11 protein-coding genes are annotated in these 16,936 nt (G+C 64.8%); 4 read left to right on the forward strand and 7 right to left on the reverse strand.

Annotated elements, in window-relative coordinates:
* Window positions 1-5 precede the first annotated feature (5 nt).
* Window positions 6-926 (reverse strand): LpxL/LpxP family Kdo(2)-lipid IV(A) lauroyl/palmitoleoyl acyltransferase, encoded by a 921-nt coding sequence (locus tag ACVOKO_RS06505; protein WP_346498127.1) that lies wholly within the window; start codon window positions 924-926, stop codon window positions 6-8.
* 582 nt (window positions 927-1,508) lie between these two features.
* On the opposite strand from ACVOKO_RS06505, the gene waaA reads away from it, so the two are divergent.
* On the forward strand, window positions 1,509-2,816 hold the full coding sequence (gene waaA / locus ACVOKO_RS06510) for a lipid IV(A) 3-deoxy-D-manno-octulosonic acid transferase (protein WP_346498128.1): 1,308 nt from the start codon (window positions 1,509-1,511) through the stop codon (window positions 2,814-2,816).
* A 252-nt stretch (window positions 2,817-3,068) separates the two neighbouring features.
* Here waaA and ACVOKO_RS06515 read toward each other — a convergent pair whose 3' ends face one another.
* From ACVOKO_RS06515 to ACVOKO_RS06525, 3 genes are all read right to left on the reverse strand, one after another.
* The gene (locus tag ACVOKO_RS06515) at window positions 3,069-4,439 is read right to left on the reverse strand and encodes a TolC family outer membrane protein (protein ID WP_346498129.1); all 1,371 of its coding nucleotides are present in this window, start codon (window positions 4,437-4,439) and stop codon (window positions 3,069-3,071) included.
* A 20-nt stretch (window positions 4,440-4,459) separates the two neighbouring features.
* On the reverse strand, window positions 4,460-5,107 hold the full coding sequence (locus tag ACVOKO_RS06520) for a protein-L-isoaspartate O-methyltransferase family protein (RefSeq protein WP_062166842.1): 648 nt from the start codon (window positions 5,105-5,107) through the stop codon (window positions 4,460-4,462).
* A gap of 125 nt (window positions 5,108-5,232) precedes the next feature.
* Complete coding sequence (locus ACVOKO_RS06525; protein ID WP_346498130.1) at window positions 5,233-5,907, reverse strand: TetR/AcrR family transcriptional regulator; 675 nt, start codon at window positions 5,905-5,907, stop codon at window positions 5,233-5,235.
* A gap of 106 nt (window positions 5,908-6,013) precedes the next feature.
* Here ACVOKO_RS06525 and ACVOKO_RS06530 point away from each other — a divergent pair, with 106 nt between their 5' ends.
* From ACVOKO_RS06530 to ACVOKO_RS06540, 3 genes are all read left to right on the forward strand, one after another.
* Window positions 6,014-7,147 carry an efflux RND transporter periplasmic adaptor subunit gene (locus ACVOKO_RS06530; RefSeq protein WP_346498131.1) on the forward strand — a complete coding sequence of 378 codons (1,134 nt, stop codon included), beginning with the start codon at window positions 6,014-6,016 and terminating at the stop codon, window positions 7,145-7,147.
* Between the two features lie 127 nt (window positions 7,148-7,274).
* Complete coding sequence (locus ACVOKO_RS06535; RefSeq protein ID WP_346498132.1) at window positions 7,275-10,436, forward strand: efflux RND transporter permease subunit; 3,162 nt, start codon at window positions 7,275-7,277, stop codon at window positions 10,434-10,436.
* Window positions 10,437-10,589: 153 nt separating this feature from the next.
* Complete coding sequence (locus ACVOKO_RS06540; RefSeq protein ID WP_346498133.1) at window positions 10,590-13,520, forward strand: diguanylate cyclase; 2,931 nt, start codon at window positions 10,590-10,592, stop codon at window positions 13,518-13,520.
* Between the two features lie 59 nt (window positions 13,521-13,579).
* Here the strand turns inward: ACVOKO_RS06540 and gdhA are convergent, their stop codons facing one another.
* The 3 genes from gdhA to leuD form a co-directional block, all read right to left on the reverse strand.
* Window positions 13,580-14,923 (reverse strand): NADP-specific glutamate dehydrogenase, encoded by a 1,344-nt coding sequence (gene gdhA, locus ACVOKO_RS06545; protein ID WP_346498134.1) that lies wholly within the window; start codon window positions 14,921-14,923, stop codon window positions 13,580-13,582.
* Between the two features lie 135 nt (window positions 14,924-15,058).
* The gene (leuB, locus tag ACVOKO_RS06550; RefSeq protein ID WP_346498135.1) at window positions 15,059-16,120 is read right to left on the reverse strand and encodes a 3-isopropylmalate dehydrogenase; all 1,062 of its coding nucleotides are present in this window, start codon (window positions 16,118-16,120) and stop codon (window positions 15,059-15,061) included.
* A 164-nt stretch (window positions 16,121-16,284) separates the two neighbouring features.
* Window positions 16,285-16,863, reverse strand: a complete 579-nt coding sequence (leuD, locus tag ACVOKO_RS06555; protein WP_346498136.1) for a 3-isopropylmalate dehydratase small subunit — start codon at window positions 16,861-16,863, stop codon at window positions 16,285-16,287.
* Window positions 16,864-16,936 lie beyond the last annotated feature (73 nt).

The following is a 16,936-nucleotide window of genomic DNA, read 5'->3' on the forward strand; positions in this document are numbered from 1 at the left end:
GCGGCTCAGTCGTAGAAGTCGCTGCGGCCTTCGGGCTGGCGCTTGAACCGGCGGTGTATCCACAGGTATTGCGCTGGTGCCTCGCGCACCATTTCCTCGATGGCGGCGTTGACCTTGGCGGTGTCGGCAACCACGTCATCGGTGGGGAAGTCGGGCAGCGGCGGGGCGATTTTCAGCACGTAGGCGCTGCCAACACGGCGATGGAAATAAGGCACCACGGCGCAACCGGTCATGCGTGCGAATTGGTGGGTGGCGGTGATGGTGGATGCCGGCATGCCGAAGAACGGTACGAATACCGAGTCCTTGCCGCGCATGTCCTGGTCCGGTGCATACCAGAGGAAACCGCCTTTTTTCAGATGCCGCACGGTGGCGCGGATGTCTTCGTTGGCGAACATCGCGCAGGCATATTTCAGCCGGCCGCTCTTCACCGCCCATTCCATCACCGGGTTGCGGTATTTGCGGTACATGCCGGCCAGCGGTACGTGATCGCAGAGCAGGCGGCCGCACATTTCCAGGGTCATGAAGTGGCCTGATACCAGCAATACGCCGCGGCCCTCGGCCTGCAATGCCTTCAGGTGCTCCAGGCCTTCCCATTGCACCTGCGGGCGGATGACGTCGATCTTGCCCCACCAGGCACGGGCGAATTCGAACACCCCTACGCCAAGTGCGTCGAAGCTGTCACGCAGCAGGCGCTGCCGCCAGGCCTCGTCCTTTTCCGGGAAGCACAGCTTGAGATTGACCACGGCGGCGCGGCGGCGACTGCGCGCCAGGTGCAGGGCCAGCCAGCCAATGCCACGGCCCAGTGCGCGCTGCAGCGTCCATGGCAGGCGTGCGGCGATGAAGGCAATGCCAAGCCAGGCATAGGTGGGCCAGTGGCGTGGCTGCAGGAGCGAGGGCCGGGTGGCGGTGGAAGGCGAATCGGACATGCGTCGATTCTAAGCCACCGCGGTGAAGGCGGGAGCAGCGGCGAGGAGGGCAGGGCAATGGCAACTGCTAAGGCGACTGCAAAGGCAAAGGCAACTGCAAAGGCAAAGGCAAAGGCAACTGCAAAGGCAACTGCAAAGGCAAAGGCACCCCTCCTCAATCCTCCCCTGCGCTGCGCGCAAGGGAGGAGGTAGAGGCAATGGCCGTCGGAAGATCGGCTTCGGCTTCGGCAACGTCAACGTCAACGTCAACGGCACCCGCACCCGCACCCGCACCCGCAGCAACAGCAGCAACAACAGCAACAGCAACAGCAACAGCAACAGCAGCAACGGTCGGAATGGTCGGAATGGTCGGAGCGGCGGCAACGGTCGGAACGCCAGAAACGGCAGCAACGGCATCAACAGCCGCAACGGCAGGAACGGCAGGAACGGCCCCCCCCTCCGCGCCCCTCCCTGCGCTGCGCGACAGGGCGGCGCGGTACTGCACCTAGGCGCCCACGCTCGGTTCTGTGCTTGGTCGCCTGCCGTGGGCAATAGCACTGGGCCTTGTCGCGCTGTTGCGTGGTTCTCCCGTATCCTTCGCCGATGCGCAAGGATCCAGTTGAATTTCTGCTGCGCGGCCTGTATTCGGCCGTGCTCTATCTATTGCTGCCCATCACCGTGTACCACCTGGTATGGCGCGGTTTCCGGGTGCGCGAATACTTCCGGCGTTGGGATGAGCGCTATGCGTCCTACCCGGACAGCGGCGCGCAGCCGCGTGTTTGGTTGCATGCGGTGTCGGTGGGCGAGGTCAATGCGGCCGCGCCGCTGGTCAATGCGCTGCGTGCGCAGCGCCCGGATATCCGCTGGATCATCACCACCATCACCCCGACCGGTTCGCAGCGCGTGCGCGCGCTGTGGGGAGATGCGGTGGACCATGTGTATCTGCCCTATGACGTCCCCGGCAGCGTCAGCCGCTTTCTGGAGCATTTCCAGCCCAGCCTGGCGCTGATCCTGGAGACCGAGTTGTGGCCCAACATGTTGTTCGGTTGCCGCGACCGTGGCATTCCGGTGTACATCCTCAACGCGCGTTTGTCGGCGCGTTCGTTGAAGGGCTATCGCGTGCTCAAGGCCCTGGTCGGGCGTGCCCTGCGCACGGTGACCTGCGTCGCGGCGCAGTCGCAGGCCGATGCGGAGCGCTTCATCGAGCTGGGCGCATTGCCTGCGCAGGTGCAGGCCCTGGGCAACCTGAAGTTCGATATCCATCCGCCGGATCCAACCGAAGTGTTGCAGGCCTTCCATCAGCACGTGGCCGCCACGCGGCCGATATGGATCGCCGCCAGTACCCATGAGGGCGAAGAGCAGGCGGTGATCGAAATCCATGCGCGCCTGTTGCAGCAGCATCCCGATGCACTGTTGTTGTGGGCGCCGCGTCATCCCGAACGCTTTGCCAAGGTGGAAGCCCTGGCTCGCGAGCCGGGCTGGCGCGTGGCCACGCGCAAGGCGCAGCAATGGCCTGCGGCCGATACCCAGGTATTCGTGATCGACACCCTGGGCGAGTTGATGGCGTTCTATGCCTGCGCGCAGGTGGCCTTCGTCGGTGGCAGTCTGCAGGCCATTGGCGGCCACAATCTGCTGGAGCCGGCGGCGATGGGTACGGCGGCGGTTACCGGCCCGCACCTGCACAACTTCGCCGAGATATCACGACGCATGGATGAGGCCGGTGCCTTGTGCATCTGTGCCGATGCGGCAGAAGTGGGCGCAGCCGTGTCACGTCTGTTGCAGGATGATGCCGAGCGCGAACGCATGGTGCAGGCCGGGCGAGCGCTGGTGGCCAATGGTCGCGGTGCGCTGGAGCATACGATTGCATTGATTACACCGCAGTTGCCGCCGGCCAGCGAGGCCGCTGCATAACCCACCGGCAAGCGCAGCGCTGGGGCTTGTCTGTAGGAGCGGCGTAAGCCGCGAAGCAGGTACAGCATCGGTGTGCATTGAAGCAGGCCTTCAAACAACATCAGCTTCGCGGCTTACGCCACTCCTACAGCGAAGCAATGCTGTGCTGCACGGATGGCTGCACCGGTTGGGTGTTGGCACTCGCGGCCAATGTTCCAGAAACAAGAAAGGCGGGCCGAGGCCCGCCTTTCTGCATTACGTTGCCGCGCCGGATTACTGCGCGCTGTTCGACTGCAGCTTGGAGCTGGCATCCACCGTCAACAGGCGGTTGATGTCCTGGACTTCGCTGATTTCCAGATCGCCGATGGCCTGGCTCAACTGCAGGCGGGCCAACAGGAAGTTGTAACGCGACTGGGCGTAGTCCACCTGGGCTTGGAACAGGGTGCGCTGGTTCTGCACAACGTCAAGCACGGTACGGGTACCCACTTCCAGACCGACCTGCGAGGCGTCGTAGGCGCTCTGTGCCGAGACCACGGTCAGGCGGCGGGCTTCGACTTCGCTGATGCCGGCAACCAGGGCCTGGTAGGCATTGCGGGTGTTGCGGTCAAGGGCGCGCTTCTGCTGCTCGAAGGTGTCCTGGGCGATATCGCGACGGGCCAGCGCCTGACGCACGCCGGACTGGGTGGCGCCACCGGCGAAGATCGGCACGTTCAAGGTCAGGCCGATTGCGTTGGTGGTGGCATCGGGGGTCTGTGAGGCGCTGCCGGTGTTGTCGCCCCAGCGGGCGCTCTTGCCCCAGTTGCCGCCCAACGACAGGGTCGGGTAGTGGCCGCCACGTGCGGCAGACACGTTGGACTCGGCGGCGCTGACCTGCAGCTCCTGTGCCTTCAGCGCCGGGTTGCGCCCGACTGCATCGGTGACCAGCTGGTCAACGTTGCCACGGTTGGCCGGCACTTCCGGACGGAAGTCGACCGGCAGGCCACGCACGTCGCGCACCGGCTGGCCGGTCAGCTCGGTCAGCGCCTGGTAGGCGTCTTCCAGTGCATTGCGGGCAAGGATGGTGTTGGCGCGGGCCTGATCGTACTGGGCGCGGGCTTCGTGCATGTCGGTGATCGGCGCCAGGCCAACTTCCAGGCGCTTGTCGGCGTAGTCGAACTGCTTCTTGGCGGCTGCTTCGTTGGTCTCGGCGGCGGTCAGCGATTCAATGCCGACCAGCACATTGAAGTAGGTGGTCGCGGTGCGCACGACCAGTTCGTCGTTGGCCGAATCCAGGGTGAAATCGGCGGCCTTGCTGACGTCGCGCTGCGCACGCAGGTTGGCGAACTGGCTCCAGTTGAACAGGGTCTGGCTGCCGTTGATGCCGTAGCTGCGGGTCTTGGTGGTGGCGCTGCCACCGCCGGCACCGGCGATGCTGTCGTACTTGCTGTGGTTGCGGGTCAACGAAGCTTCACCGCCGATCTGCGGCAGCAGTGCCGCACGTGCCTGCACCTGGCCTTCCTTGTCGAACAGGCGCGTGGACTCGGCTGCAGCCAGCTGCGTGTCACCGTTGCGGGCCATTTCGTAGACCTGCAACAGGTCGGCGGCATGGGAAGTCAGCGGAGTGAGAGCGACTGCCAGCGCAAGGGTGAGGGATCGGCGGATCATTGCGGCTTCCTTGGAAGGTTTCAGAGTTGGAATTGCGGTGCGGGCGCAGCGCCCTGCAGGTAATCAAGATCGGTTTCGAACAGCGAGGCGATGCTGCCGTCGGCCTGGACCAGCACCGCTTCCATCACCGGCGAAACGCCGCGGATGGCAAACAGGCGGCCGCCGCTGCGCAGCAGCTTCAGCAGTTCCACCGGAACGGTTTCTACCGCACCGGTGATGCAGATGGCGTCGAACTGACGCTGGCTCTGCCAATTCAGGGCATCGGCGACTTCAATGCGGACATTGCTGCCCAGCTTGGCCGCGTCCAGGTTCTGGCGGGCGCGCTCGGCCAGCTCGGGATGGATTTCCAGGCTCAGCACTTCGCGGGCCAGTTCGCCCATGCAGGCGCTCAGGAAGCCGCTGCCGGTGCCGATTTCCAGCACTTCGTCAGTGGGCTGCAGATCCAGCGCCTGCAGGGTGCGGCCTTCGATGACCGGCTTCATCATCTTCTGGCCATGACCCAGCGGCAGCTCGATATCGGCATAGGCCAGGGCGCGGTGCGATTCAGCGACGAAGGCCTCGCGCGGCAGGCGCGCCAGCACGTCCAGCACGCGGACTTCCAGCACATCCCAGGGACGGATCTGCTGTTCAACCATCATTTCGCGGACGTGGGAGTAATCAATCGTCATGGGAAGCTCATCATTCCAGCGCAGTGGGCCGGCCATTTTACCGGTTACCAGACACAAAGTACGGACCCAACATTGCGGGGAGGGCCGCGCGTGACGCAGTGCCGGAAGTCATTCGGACCTCCGGTTCATTCAGCTTGCCGGTGCGGTTCATAGGCGCGGATGAAGAAATCCACGCTGGCGGCGATATGGACGTCGGCACCGAGCTGGTCCGGGGCGGCGCACAGGCCACACATCATATGCGTATGGACCTCGCCCTTGATCAGGCAGAAGAACTGCCGGGCGGCCAGCGCCAGGTCCTCGATGGCCAGCTGGCCACGGCTGACGCGGGCGCCGAGGAACTCGGCCAGGGCGCTTTCGGTACGTGCCGGGCCGGCCTGCCAGAACATCTGGCGGATACGGTCGTCGGTGTCCGGGGTCATCATCATGCGCTGGGTGGCAATGGCCGCATCGCTGCTGATCAGGGCGAAAAAGGCATGGCCGATGCCCAACAGCTGGCCGCGCAGGGGCGCTTCGTTGTCGGTGACAAACAGTTCATCGGGCATCATTTCCACGCACTTGGCCTGGATTGCCTCGGTGAACAGGGTTTCCTTGTCACCGAAATGACTGTAGACCGTCAGTTTGGAAACACTGGCGCGGGCGGCAATTTCGTCCATGCTGACGCCGTTGAAACCCAGTTCGATGAACAAGGCCTTGGCCGCATCGAGGATGGCCGCGCGCTTGCCAAGATCCTTGGGGCGACCCGGACCGGAGCTGCGTGGCGCCGCTGTCGTGGGCGCGGAAGAGGGCTTTTTCGGGCACATCAGGCAATACTAGACCAGCTGGTTCGATATTTATACTATACCGATGCGTTTAGTAATGGCGGCGAAATCCCGCCATCTTCCTCCCTTGCGATCGCGACCTATATCTATGACCTCCCTGCGTTGGATTGGCTGTTGCCTGTTGTTGCCCCTGCTTGCCGCCTGCGGCAAACCCGAGACCGTACCCGTACACGCCGTACCTGTATTGGTGGAGCATCCGGCTGGCAATGGCGGGGTGGCCATTGGTGCCTATCCCGGCGAGGTACGCGCGCGTGAGGAAGCCGCGCTGTCCTTCCGCGTTGGCGGCAAGCTGCTGCGGCGCGAGGTGGACGCCGGCCAGCGGGTGAAAAAGGGCCAGTTGCTGGCCGAACTCGACGTGGCCGACTACAACCTGCAGGCACGCGCGGCGCAGGCACAGTTCGCTGCCGCCGAGGCGGATCTGGTGCGTGCCCGTGATGAGCACAAGCGCTACCAGGCGCTGGCGAGCCAGCAGCTGGTCAGCCAGTCGGCGCTGGACGCACAGACGGCGGCCTTGAAGGCGGCGCAAGGCCAGGCCGATGCGGCGCGGGCCAATCTGGATGTGGCCCGCAACCAGTCCGCGTATGCCCAGCTGCATGCGCCCGAGGACGGCATGATCGCCAGCCGCGAGGCCGAGGCCGGGCAGGTGGTCGCGGCCGGACAGACCATTTACACGATGGCCGCTGACGGTGCCCGCGAAGTCGCGATCGCGCTGCCGGAAAGCGTCATCCGCGATTTCAGCGTCGGCCAGGCCGTCGAAGTGGAGTTGTGGAACCAGCCGGGCAAGCACCTGGCCGGCAGCATCCGCGAGATCGCCGCCGCCGCCGATCCGCAGGCACGTACCTATGCCGCCCGCGTCAGCCTGGCGGCCGATGCGCTGAATTCGGTGGAACTGGGCCAGAGCGCGCGGGTCTTCATTGCCCACGGCAAGAACGGCGTGATGAGCGTGCCGCTGTCTGCGGTGCAGGCCGGCAAGCAGCCGCAGCAGGCCAGCGTCTGGGTGGTGAACCCGGCCGATGGCAAGTTGCAGGCGCGTGCGGTGACGTTGGGTGCCTATGGCCCGGAAACCGTACCGGTGCTGCAGGGTTTGAAAGCCGAGGACTGGGTGGTGGCCGCCGGTGGCCATCTGCTGCGCGAAGGCCAGCCGGTGACTGCGGTGGACAGGAGTAACAGGCCCATTGAACTTGGCGCACCGAAGAAGGCTGCGTCGGAGGGCTCGCGATGAGCCTGTCGAAATCTTGTATGTGCGACAGCTTCGCCCTTCCCTCTGCCGGGGAAGGGGACGGGATGGGGGCTGACGCACGCGGCAATGCCGAGCGGCGCTGGACCCGCGCTGAAAAGGGGACTGAGGCGTGAAACGCTTCAATCTCTCCGAATGGGCGCTCGGTAACCGCCCGCTGGTGCTGTTCATGATGATCGCCATGGCGATCATCGGTGCCTGGTCGTACAAACACCTGGGACAGTCCGAAGATCCGCCGTTCACCTTCAAGGCGATGGTGGTGCAGACCATGTGGCCCGGCGCCACCGCCGAGCAGGTGTCCAAGCAGGTCACCGAGCCGATTGAAAAGGCGTTGATGAACACCGGTGAGTTCGAGTTCATCCAGGCCTATTCGCGCCCGGGTGAGTCGCAGGTGATCTTCATGGCGCGCGACTCGATGCCGTCCAAGGATGTGCCCGAGCTGTTCTACCAGGTGCGCAAGAAGGTGGGCGACATCCAGTCGCAGCTGCCGGCCGAAGTGATCGGGCCATTCTTCAACGATGAATTCGGCGACACTTTCGGCAATATCTATGCGTTGACCGGCAAGGGCTTCGACTATGCGCTGATGCGCGACTACGCCGACCGCATCCAGCTGCAGCTGCAGCGGGTGGACGACGTGGGCAAGGTCGACCTGATCGGCCTGCAGGACGAGAAGGTTTGGATCCAGTTGTCCAACACCAAGCTGGCCACGCTGGGCGTGTCGATGCAGCAGGTGCAGCAGGCCTTGGCGCAACAGAACGCCATCGCCCCGGCCAGCTGGTTTGAAACCCCGACCGACCGCGTGCAGCTGCGCGTCAGCGGCCAGTTCACCTCGGTCGAAGACATCCGCAACTTCCCGATCCAGGCTGGCGAGCGCACGGTGCGGCTGGGCGATATCGCCGAGGTGAAGCGCGGCTTCGCCGATCCGGCCTCGGCCAAGATGCGCTTCATGGGCGAGGATGCCATCGGCATTGCCGTGGCGATGAAGAGCGGTGGCGACATCCTCAAGCTGGGCAAGACCCTGGACAGTGAGTTCGAGCAGCTGCAGAAGACGCTGCCAGCCGGTATGCAGCTGCGCAAGGTTTCCGACCAGCCGCATGCGGTGAAGGAATCGGTAGGCGAATTCGTCAAGGTGCTGACCGAGGCGGTGGTGATCGTGCTGCTGGTGAGCTTCTTCTCGCTGGGTTGGCGCACCGGTCTGGTGGTGGCGGTGTCGATCCCGCTGGTGCTGGCGATGACCTTCTTCGTCATGCATCAGTTCGACATCGGCCTGCACAAGATCTCGCTGGGCGCTTTGGTGCTGGCGCTGGGTCTGCTCGTGGATGACGCGATCATCGCGGTGGAAATGATGGCCACCAAGATGGAGCAGGGCTACGACCGCCTGCGTGCGGCCAGCTTTGCCTGGACATCCACCGCCTTCCCGATGCTGACCGGCACGCTGATCACCGCCGCCGGTTTCCTGCCGATTGCCACGGCGGCATCGAGTACCGGTGAATACACGCGTTCGCTGTTCCAGGTGGTGACCATCGCGCTGGTGGTGTCATGGATTGCCGCGGTGCTGTTCATTCCCTACCTCGGCGACAAGATGCTGCCGGACCTGCACAACCCGCAGCCGCCCAAGCCGGGCAGTATTGCCGGGCGCTGGCATGCGCTGCGTCTGCGCTGGGCTGATCGCAACCCGGCGCTGGCCAACGTGATCAAGCCCAAGGAACTGGCGCACGACCATGACCCGTACAAGAGCGCGTTCTACCAGCGCTTCCGTGGCTTCCTGGATGCCTGCCTGCGCCGCCGCTGGCTGGTGATCTTGGCCACTGCCGGCTTGTTCGTGTTCTCGCTGGTGATCTTCCGCTTCGTGCCGCAGCAGTTCTTCCCGGATTCCACCCGGCCCGAGCTGATGGTGGATATCGAACTGGCCGAAGGCGCGTCGTTGACCGCCACCCAGGCGCAGGCGCAGAAGTTCGAGGCGCTGATCAAGGGCCACAAGGGCGTGGCCAACTTCGTCGGCTACGTCGGCAATGGTTCGCCGCGCTTCTACCTGCCGTTGGACCAGCAGCTGCCAGCAACCAACTTCGCCCAGTACGTGGTGCTGGCCGAAGACACCAAGGCACGCGAGGAGCTGCGTGATTGGATGTTGAAGGAAGTGGTGCCCAAGTTCGGTGACGTGCAGCTGCGCGTGACGCGCCTGGAGAACGGCCCGCCTGTGGGTTACCCGGTGCAGTTCCGCGTCTCCGGCGAGCATATCGAGCGGGTGCAGGCCATTGCCGCGCAGGTCGCCGACAAGGTGCGGCAGAACCCGCATACCACCAACGTCAACCTCAACTGGAGCGAGCCGAGCAAGGTGGTACGGCTGGTGGTGGACCAGGACCGGGCCCGCGTCTTGGGTGTGAGCAGTGCGCAGATCGCACAGTTCCTGACCAGTGCGCTGTCGGGCATGAGCGTGAGCACCTACCGCGAAGGCAACCGCCAGATCGGCATGCTGCTGCGCGGGCCGGACGATGAGCGCGCGCGCCTGGACATGCTGGGCAGCCTGGCCATCCCCACCGCCAGCGGCAAGGCGGTGTCCTTGTCGCAGGTGGCCAAGCTGGAGTACGCCTTCGAGGACGGCATCATCTGGCACCGCGACCGTCTGCCCACGGTCACGGTGCGTGCCGATATCGGCGACAGCATGCTGCCGGTAGGCGTGGTCGAGCAGATCCTGCCAACCCTGGACGAGATCCGTGACGCCCTGCCCAGCGGCTATCTGCTGGAAACCGGTGGCACGGTGGAGGATTCGGCGCGTGGCCAGAACTCGATCAAGGCCGGCATGCCGCTGTTCCTGGTGGTGGTGGCGACGCTGCTGATGGTGCAGCTGCGCAGCTTCTCGCGGGCGGCGATGGTGTTCATCACCGCGCCGCTGGGCATCATTGGTGCCACCTGGTTCCTGCTGTTGTTCCAGGCCCCGTTCGGTTTCGTGGCGATGCTGGGCACGATTGCGCTGGCCGGCATGATCATGCGCAACTCGGTGATCCTGATCGACCAGATCCAGCAGGACATCGATGCCGGCCACGACCGCTGGCACGCCATCATCGATGCCACCGTGCGCCGCTTCCGCCCGATCGTGCTGACCGCACTGGCGGCGGTACTGGCGATGATCCCGCTGTCGCGCAGCGCCTTCTATGGCTCGATGGCGATCTCGATCATGGGCGGGCTGATCGTCGGCACGGTGTTGACCCTGGTATTCCTGCCGGCCCTGTATGCGGCCTGGTTCCGGGTGCGCCCGGATGAGGCCACGCACTGAGTTGGGCAACCGCTGACGCTGGCCGAGTGATCGGCCAGCGTAAGAAATGGCGATGGATTTCACGGTTGGGATGGTAGATTGGCGCCGTCGGCGGGGGAGCCGGCGCGACCTGCGGAGGCGGGTTTGTCCAGACGCCAGAGGTTTTTCGACGTCATGCCTGCAATGCCCGCCGGCCACAAACGGTGGGTGGCGCTGCTGTGGGCGTTGCTCGCATGCGCCCTGCTATGGGTCAGCGGCGCGCCGCTGGCGTTGGCGGCACGGCATACCGTGGCAGGCTGGGGTATGGAGCAGGGGCTGCCGCACAATCTGGTGCAGTCGGTGGCGCAGGGCAGTGACGGCTTCATCTGGCTGGGCACCTGGGAGGGTGTGGTCCGCTTCAACGGCCGCAGCTTCACTGTGTTCGACCGCCAGAACACCCCGGGGGTCGAGCTGTCGGGTGTGTCGAAAATCGTGCCCGAGGCCGATGGCGCAGTGCTGTTCGGCACGATTTCCGATGGCGTCTATCGTTATCACCGTGGTCGCTGGGAGGCACTGGGTGGTGCCGATGCACGGCACCTGTCGGTCAGCGCCTTGCTGCGCGATCGCTCCGGCGGCTTGTGGATAGGCGCAAAAGAAAAACTATTGAGATTGCTGCCCTCCGGTCAGCTGCTGGATGCCGGCAGTGCGCTTGGCCTGCCGGAAGTGCCCATCACCGCATTGCGTAGCGGTGCGGACGACACGCTGCTGGTGGCCACCGAGAAGGGCGTGTACGAGCTGCGGCTGGGGCGGCTGAGCGCATGGAACGACACCGCCGGCTGGGTAGTGCGCGACCTGCTCGATGACGGCCATGGCGGCTGGGTGGTTGCGGCCGACGATGGTGTCCATTGGTTGCGCGGCAACGGCCAGCGCCAACATCTATTGCCGGGCGAGCGGGTGGACGCCTTACGCCTGGACAGCAGCGGCGCACTTTGGCTGAGCCTGTCAGCCGGGCGGCTGGTGCATTGGAATGCAGGCACCATCGAACGGATCGCGGTCCCGGGGCAGGTCAGCCCGGCCCTGATGATCGATCAGGAAGGCCTGGTCTGGGCGGGCAGTACCGATGGTCTGTTCCGTATCGATGAAGGCGCCGCGCGCGGGCTGACCAGCGAGGACGGCCTGGGCTCGGATTATGTGCGCGCGCTGATCCAGTCGGCCAATGGTGATGTCTGGATCGGCCACTCCGAAGGACTGGACCGGATGCGCGGTGATGCCATCAGCCACGTGCGCTTGCTGCCCGGCAACGGTCGTGACGCGTCGGTGCTGGCGCTGGCCATGCGCGATGGCAACGTGTGGGCAGGCACTTACAACCAGGGCGTGTTTCGACTGGATGGCAGCGGCCGTGTCATGCAGCAGATCCGCTTGCCCGGTACGGTGCAGCCGCTGGTGCGCAGCCTGCTCAGTGAAGGTGATGGCAGTCTGTGGATAGGCAGCTCGGAAGGCCTGTTCCATTACCAGCAGGGGCAGCTGCGCCATTACGGCCTGGACGAAGGCCTGCCGGGCCTGGCGGTGCACGCCTTGTACCGCGACCCGGCCGGCGTGCTGTGGATTGGCACCAATGACGGTGTGGCCAGCCTGAACCCTGATGGCAAGCTGCAGGGATGGTCGGCCGATCTGGATTTCCCGGCACGCTATGTTTTCGATTTCCTCGGCGACGACAACGGCGACCTGTGGATGGCCACCGACCATGGCCTGCTGCGCAAGCGCGGGCTGGACATCACCGTGTTCGACCATCGCAACGGTCTGCCACGGGACAAGATATTCCGCGTGATCGATGACGGTGACGGTCATCTTTGGCTGCCCAGCAACCAGGGCGTGTTCCGGCTGGACAGGCAGGACCTGATTGCCGTGGCCGCAGGCGCGCGCACCCATCTTGCAGTGCAGGTGCTGGACCATACCGACGGCATGCCCAGCAGCCAAGGCAATGGCGCCTCGTCGCCGGCAGGCTGGCTCACCCACAAGGGGGAACTGCTGTTTCCCACCGGCGGTGGCTTGGCGGTGATCGACCCGCAGCGGGTGGATGGCAATACCCGCTTCCGCAAGTTTCCGGTCGTCATTGAAAGCGTGGTGGTCGATGGTGATCCACAGCCATTGCGCAGCGGCTATGGGCTGCCGGCCGGGGTGGAACGTATTGCCGTGGCCTATAGCGGGCTGGGTTTCCGCGCACCGGACAAGATGCGTTATCGCTATCGAATGGAAGGCTTTGACACCGCTTGGGTGGATGCGGGCAGCCGCATCGAAGCTGTCTACACCAATCTGCCGCCAGGACAGTACCGGCTGCGGATCCAGGCGATGTCGTTGCCGTTGGATTGGGAAAATACCAGCCGTGGTGGCGAGGCGGTGCTGAACCTGGACATCGCCGCACCGCTTTGGCAGCGGCCTTGGGTGCGCTGGTTGAGTGGGCTGGCATTGCTGGCCTTGTTGCTGCTGTTGCTGGGCTGGCGCACCACCAGCTACCGGCTGCGGCAGAAGCGGCTGAACAATGAAATCGCTGCGCGCACGCAGGAACTGAGCGAAAAGAACCGCGCGCTGGAACAGGCCGATTTCGAACGCGCCAGCCTGTTGCAGCGGCTGGAACACCAGGCCATGCACGACGCGCTGACCGGCTTGCCCAACCGCCGTGCCGGCGATGCCTGTCTACAGAATGCCTTGTCGCAGGCAGCGGCCAACGGCGCGCCGCTGAGCGTCGCGTTGATCGACGTTGATCACTTCAAGCAGATCAACGACCGCTTCGGCCACGATGCCGGCGACCAGGTGTTGCGCGATATCGCCAGTCTGCTGCAGTTGCGGCTGGACAAGGGCCAGTTTGTGGCCCGCCATGGTGGTGAGGAGTTCCTGGTGGTGATGCCGGGCCTGTCATTGCAGGACGCGGTGACGGTGCTGCAGGAACTGCGCATGCGGCTGGCACGGCTGCGCTTTGAAGAAGTGGATGCGGAAGTCAGCGTGACCGTCAGCATCGGTGTTGCCGCGCTGGGGCCAGGGCAGAACACCGGGCGTACGCTGTTGGCAGCGGCGGACCGGCAGCTGTATCGCGCCAAGCGCGAAGGACGCAACCGGGTGCTGTCGTGATGCTGCTGCAGCGGTGCCGGTAGGCAGCGCTGCAACAGCAAGTGCAGGCGCGGCAGGACTCAGTACAGGCCCTGCGCAAGCATTGCGTCGGCAACCTTGACGAAGCCGGCGATGTTGGCGCCATCGACATAATTGACGCTGCCATCGGCACGCACGCCGTGATGCACGCAGTTGGCGTGGATCTCTTTCATGATCACGTGCAGGCGTTCATCGACATCGGCGTGGCGCCAGGACAGGCGCAAGGCGTTCTGGCTCATCTCCAACCCTGATGTGGCCACGCCACCGGCGTTGCTGGCCTTGCCCGGTGCATACAGCGTGCCGGCCTGCAGGAAGACATCCACCGCTTCCAGCGTGGACGGCATGTTCGCGCCTTCGGCCACGCACAGCACGCCGTTGTGCACCAGGGTACGTGCGTCGTTTTCGTCCAGTTCGTTCTGGGTGGCGCAGGGCAGGGCGATGTCGGCCGGGATGTGCCAGGGCCGGCGGTCGGCAAGGAACTCGAAGCGGGCATCGTCGGCCAGCTCGGACAGGCGGCCGCGCTGCTCGTTCTTCAGCACCATCACTTCCTGCAGGCCCTGCTCGTCAAAACCATCGCGTGCATACAGGGTGCCGCCGGAGTCGGAGAAGGTCAGCACCTTGGCGCCGAGTTCGCTGGCCTTGATTGCCGCGTACTGGGCCACGTTGCCCGAGCCCGAAATCAGTACCTTGGCACCCTGGGTCTGGCGCTTGGCATGGTGCAGCATCTGCTCGACGAAGTAGACCGTGCCGAAGCCGGTGGCCTCCGGGCGCATCAGGCTGCCGCCGTAGGCCAGGCCCTTGCCGGTGAACACACAGGCTGCATCGTTGCTGAGCTTTTTCATCATGCCGGCCATGAAGCCGACTTCGCGCGCACCCACGCCGATATCACCGGCCGGCACGTCGGTATCCGGGCCCAGATGGCGGTACAGCTCCAGCATCAGCGCCTGGCAGAAGCGCATCACCTCGCCATCGCTCTTGCCCTTGGGGTCGAAGTCCGAGCCGCCCTTGCCACCGCCCATCGGCAGCGTGGTCAGCGCGTTCTTGAAGGTCTGCTCGAAGGCCAGGAATTTCAGGATGGACAGGTTCACCGAGGGGTGGAAACGCATGCCGCCCTTGAACGGACCAATCGCCGAGCTGTGCTGCACGCGCCAGGCGCGGTTGACGTGGGTTTGCCCCTTGTCATCTGCCCAGGCAACGCGGAACTGGATGACCCGCTCCGGCTCGACCAGACGCTCCAGCAACCCGTATTGCGTGTATTTCGGGTTCCGCTGCAGGAACGGCCACAGACTGTGGGCCACTTCCTTCACTGCCTGCAGGAACTCGGATTGGTTGGGGTCGCGCTTGGCCACATGGGCCAGGAAGTCGTCGGGGGTACGGTAGTTCAAGGTCATTCCTTTGTTGTTGCGGGACCTGAAGCAACAGGTCCAATGAAGAAACGGCGTGGTATCCACCTGCGGGAATGGCCCGCAAAAAACTGGCCCGCAAGAAAAAGACGCGGCCAAGGGCCGCGTCGCGTTGCTTCAGTGCAGCTGCGCAAGCACGGCCTGGCCGGCTTGCTGGGTGCTGAGCGCCTGGCCTTGCGCGGCCAGGTCAGCGGTGAACTGACCGGCATCAAGTGCGGCGCTTACCGCCTGCTCGATGGCGGCCGCTTCGTCCTCCAGCCCCAGCGAGTGACGCAGCAACATGGCCGCGCTCAGGATGGTGGCGTAGGGATTAGCGATACCCTTGCCGGCGATGTCCGGCGCCGACCCGTGGATGGGCTCATAGATGCCGACCTTGCCCTGTTCGCCCAGCGAGGCCGAGGGCAGCAGGCCCAGCGAGCCGGCCAGCATCGAGGCTTCGTCGGTGAGGATGTCGCCGAACATGTTCTCGGTGACGATCACATCGTAGACGCGCGGCTTGGCGATCAGGTGCATGGCCATCGAATCGACCAGCTGGTGTTCCAGCTCGACGTCCGGGAATTCTTCGCGGCCGATGCGGGTGGCGATGTCACGCCACAGGCGCGAGGTTTCCAGCACATTGGCCTTGTCCACCGAGGTCAGTTTGCCGCGCCGGGCCTGGGCCAGGCGGAAGGCGCTGCGCAGCACACGTTCGATCTCGACCGTGGTGTAGCGGCACAGGTCGCTGGCGCTGTCGGCGTCGCGGGTCTTGTCGCCGAAGTAGATGCCGCCGGTCAGCTCGCGCACGACCACGAAGTCGACGTCCTTGAGCAGCTCCGGCTTGATCGGCGAGGCATTGAGCGCCGCCGGGTGGGTGCGCACCGGGCGCAGATTGGCGAACAGGCCCAGCGCCTTGCGGATGGCCAGCAGGCCTTGTTCCGGACGCACCTTGGCATTCGGGTCGGACCACTTCGGGCCACCCACGGCGCCCAGCAGGACCGCATCGGCCTTGCTGCAGGCGTCCAGCGTGGCAGCCGGCAGCGGCTCGCCGTGCTTGTCGATGGCGATGCCGCCGATGTCGTATTCGCTGAAGCTGAAACTGTGGCCGAAGCGGGTGGCGATGGCATTGAGCACGTCAACGGCAACGGTGGTGATTTCAGGACCGATGCCGTCACCCGGCAGTACGACGATGTTGGCTTGCATGTAAGGGTTCCGGTTGCTGTTTTTGTTTTTAAAGCCCCTCTCCCTGCGGGAGAGGGGTTGGGGAGAGGGTAGGGAGCATCGCGCAGTGCTTGGCCATGCGAGGCTTCGCCCTAACCCTCATCCGCCCCTGCGGGGCACCTTCTCCCGAAGGGAGAAGGAAAGCACTAGGCTGCCTGCGCAGCCTCATACCGCTCGATCTCATCCGCACGCCCCAACAACCAACCCAGCTGGTCCACACCTTCCAACAGACAGGTCTGCGAGAAGCCATCCAGCGGGAAGCTATAGGTCTTGCCGCTGGAAGTACGCAGCTCGCGCGCCGCCACATCCACGGTCAGTTCGTCGTCCGGGTTCTGCATCAGTTCCTGCACGTCGGCTTCGTCCAGCACGATCGGCAGCAGGCCGTTCTTCAGCGAATTGCCACGGAAGATGTCGGCGATCTCGCTGCTGACAATCGCCTGCAGGCCCAGGTCGGTCAATGCCCACGGCGCATGCTCGCGCGAAGAACCACAACCGAAGTTGCGCCCGGCCAGCAGGATGGCGCGGCCCTGGTTATGCGGCTGGTTGAAGGCGAACTCGGCGTTCGGCGTGCCATCGGCCTGCCAGCGCCAGTCATTGAATGCGTTCTTGCCCAGGCCGGCACGCTCGGTGGTGGACAGGAAGCGCGCCGGGATGATCTGGTCGGTGTCGATATTGGTCTGGCGCAGCACCACGCTGCGCGAAACGATGCGGGTCAGTGCGGCCATCAGTACAGCTCCAGTACGTAGCCCTTCTCCCACCGGGAGAAGGTGGCGCGCAGCGCCGGATGAGGGTGGGCTT

It is taken from the genome of Stenotrophomonas sp. STEN240 (genome assembly GCF_056756175.1).

Excerpts from the sequence above, each read along its gene's own strand:
- ACVOKO_RS06515 (WP_346498129.1), bottom strand. The coding sequence starts at position 4,439 with ATGATCCGCCGATCCCTCACCCTTGCGCTGGCAGTCGCTCTCACTCCG.
- waaA (WP_346498128.1), top strand. The coding sequence starts at position 1,509 with ATGCGCAAGGATCCAGTTGAATTTCTGCTGCGCGGCCTGTATTCGGCC.
- ACVOKO_RS06525 (WP_346498130.1), bottom strand. The coding sequence starts at position 5,907 with ATGTGCCCGAAAAAGCCCTCTTCCGCGCCCACGACAGCGGCGCCACGC.
- leuB (WP_346498135.1), bottom strand. The coding sequence starts at position 16,120 with ATGCAAGCCAACATCGTCGTACTGCCGGGTGACGGCATCGGTCCTGAA.
- ACVOKO_RS06530 (WP_346498131.1), top strand. The coding sequence starts at position 6,014 with ATGACCTCCCTGCGTTGGATTGGCTGTTGCCTGTTGTTGCCCCTGCTT.
- ACVOKO_RS06505 (WP_346498127.1), bottom strand. The coding sequence starts at position 926 with ATGTCCGATTCGCCTTCCACCGCCACCCGGCCCTCGCTCCTGCAGCCA.
- leuD (WP_346498136.1), bottom strand. The coding sequence starts at position 16,863 with ATGGCCGCACTGACCCGCATCGTTTCGCGCAGCGTGGTGCTGCGCCAG.
- ACVOKO_RS06540 (WP_346498133.1), top strand. The coding sequence starts at position 10,590 with ATGCCTGCAATGCCCGCCGGCCACAAACGGTGGGTGGCGCTGCTGTGG.
- ACVOKO_RS06520 (WP_062166842.1), bottom strand. The coding sequence starts at position 5,107 with ATGACGATTGATTACTCCCACGTCCGCGAAATGATGGTTGAACAGCAG.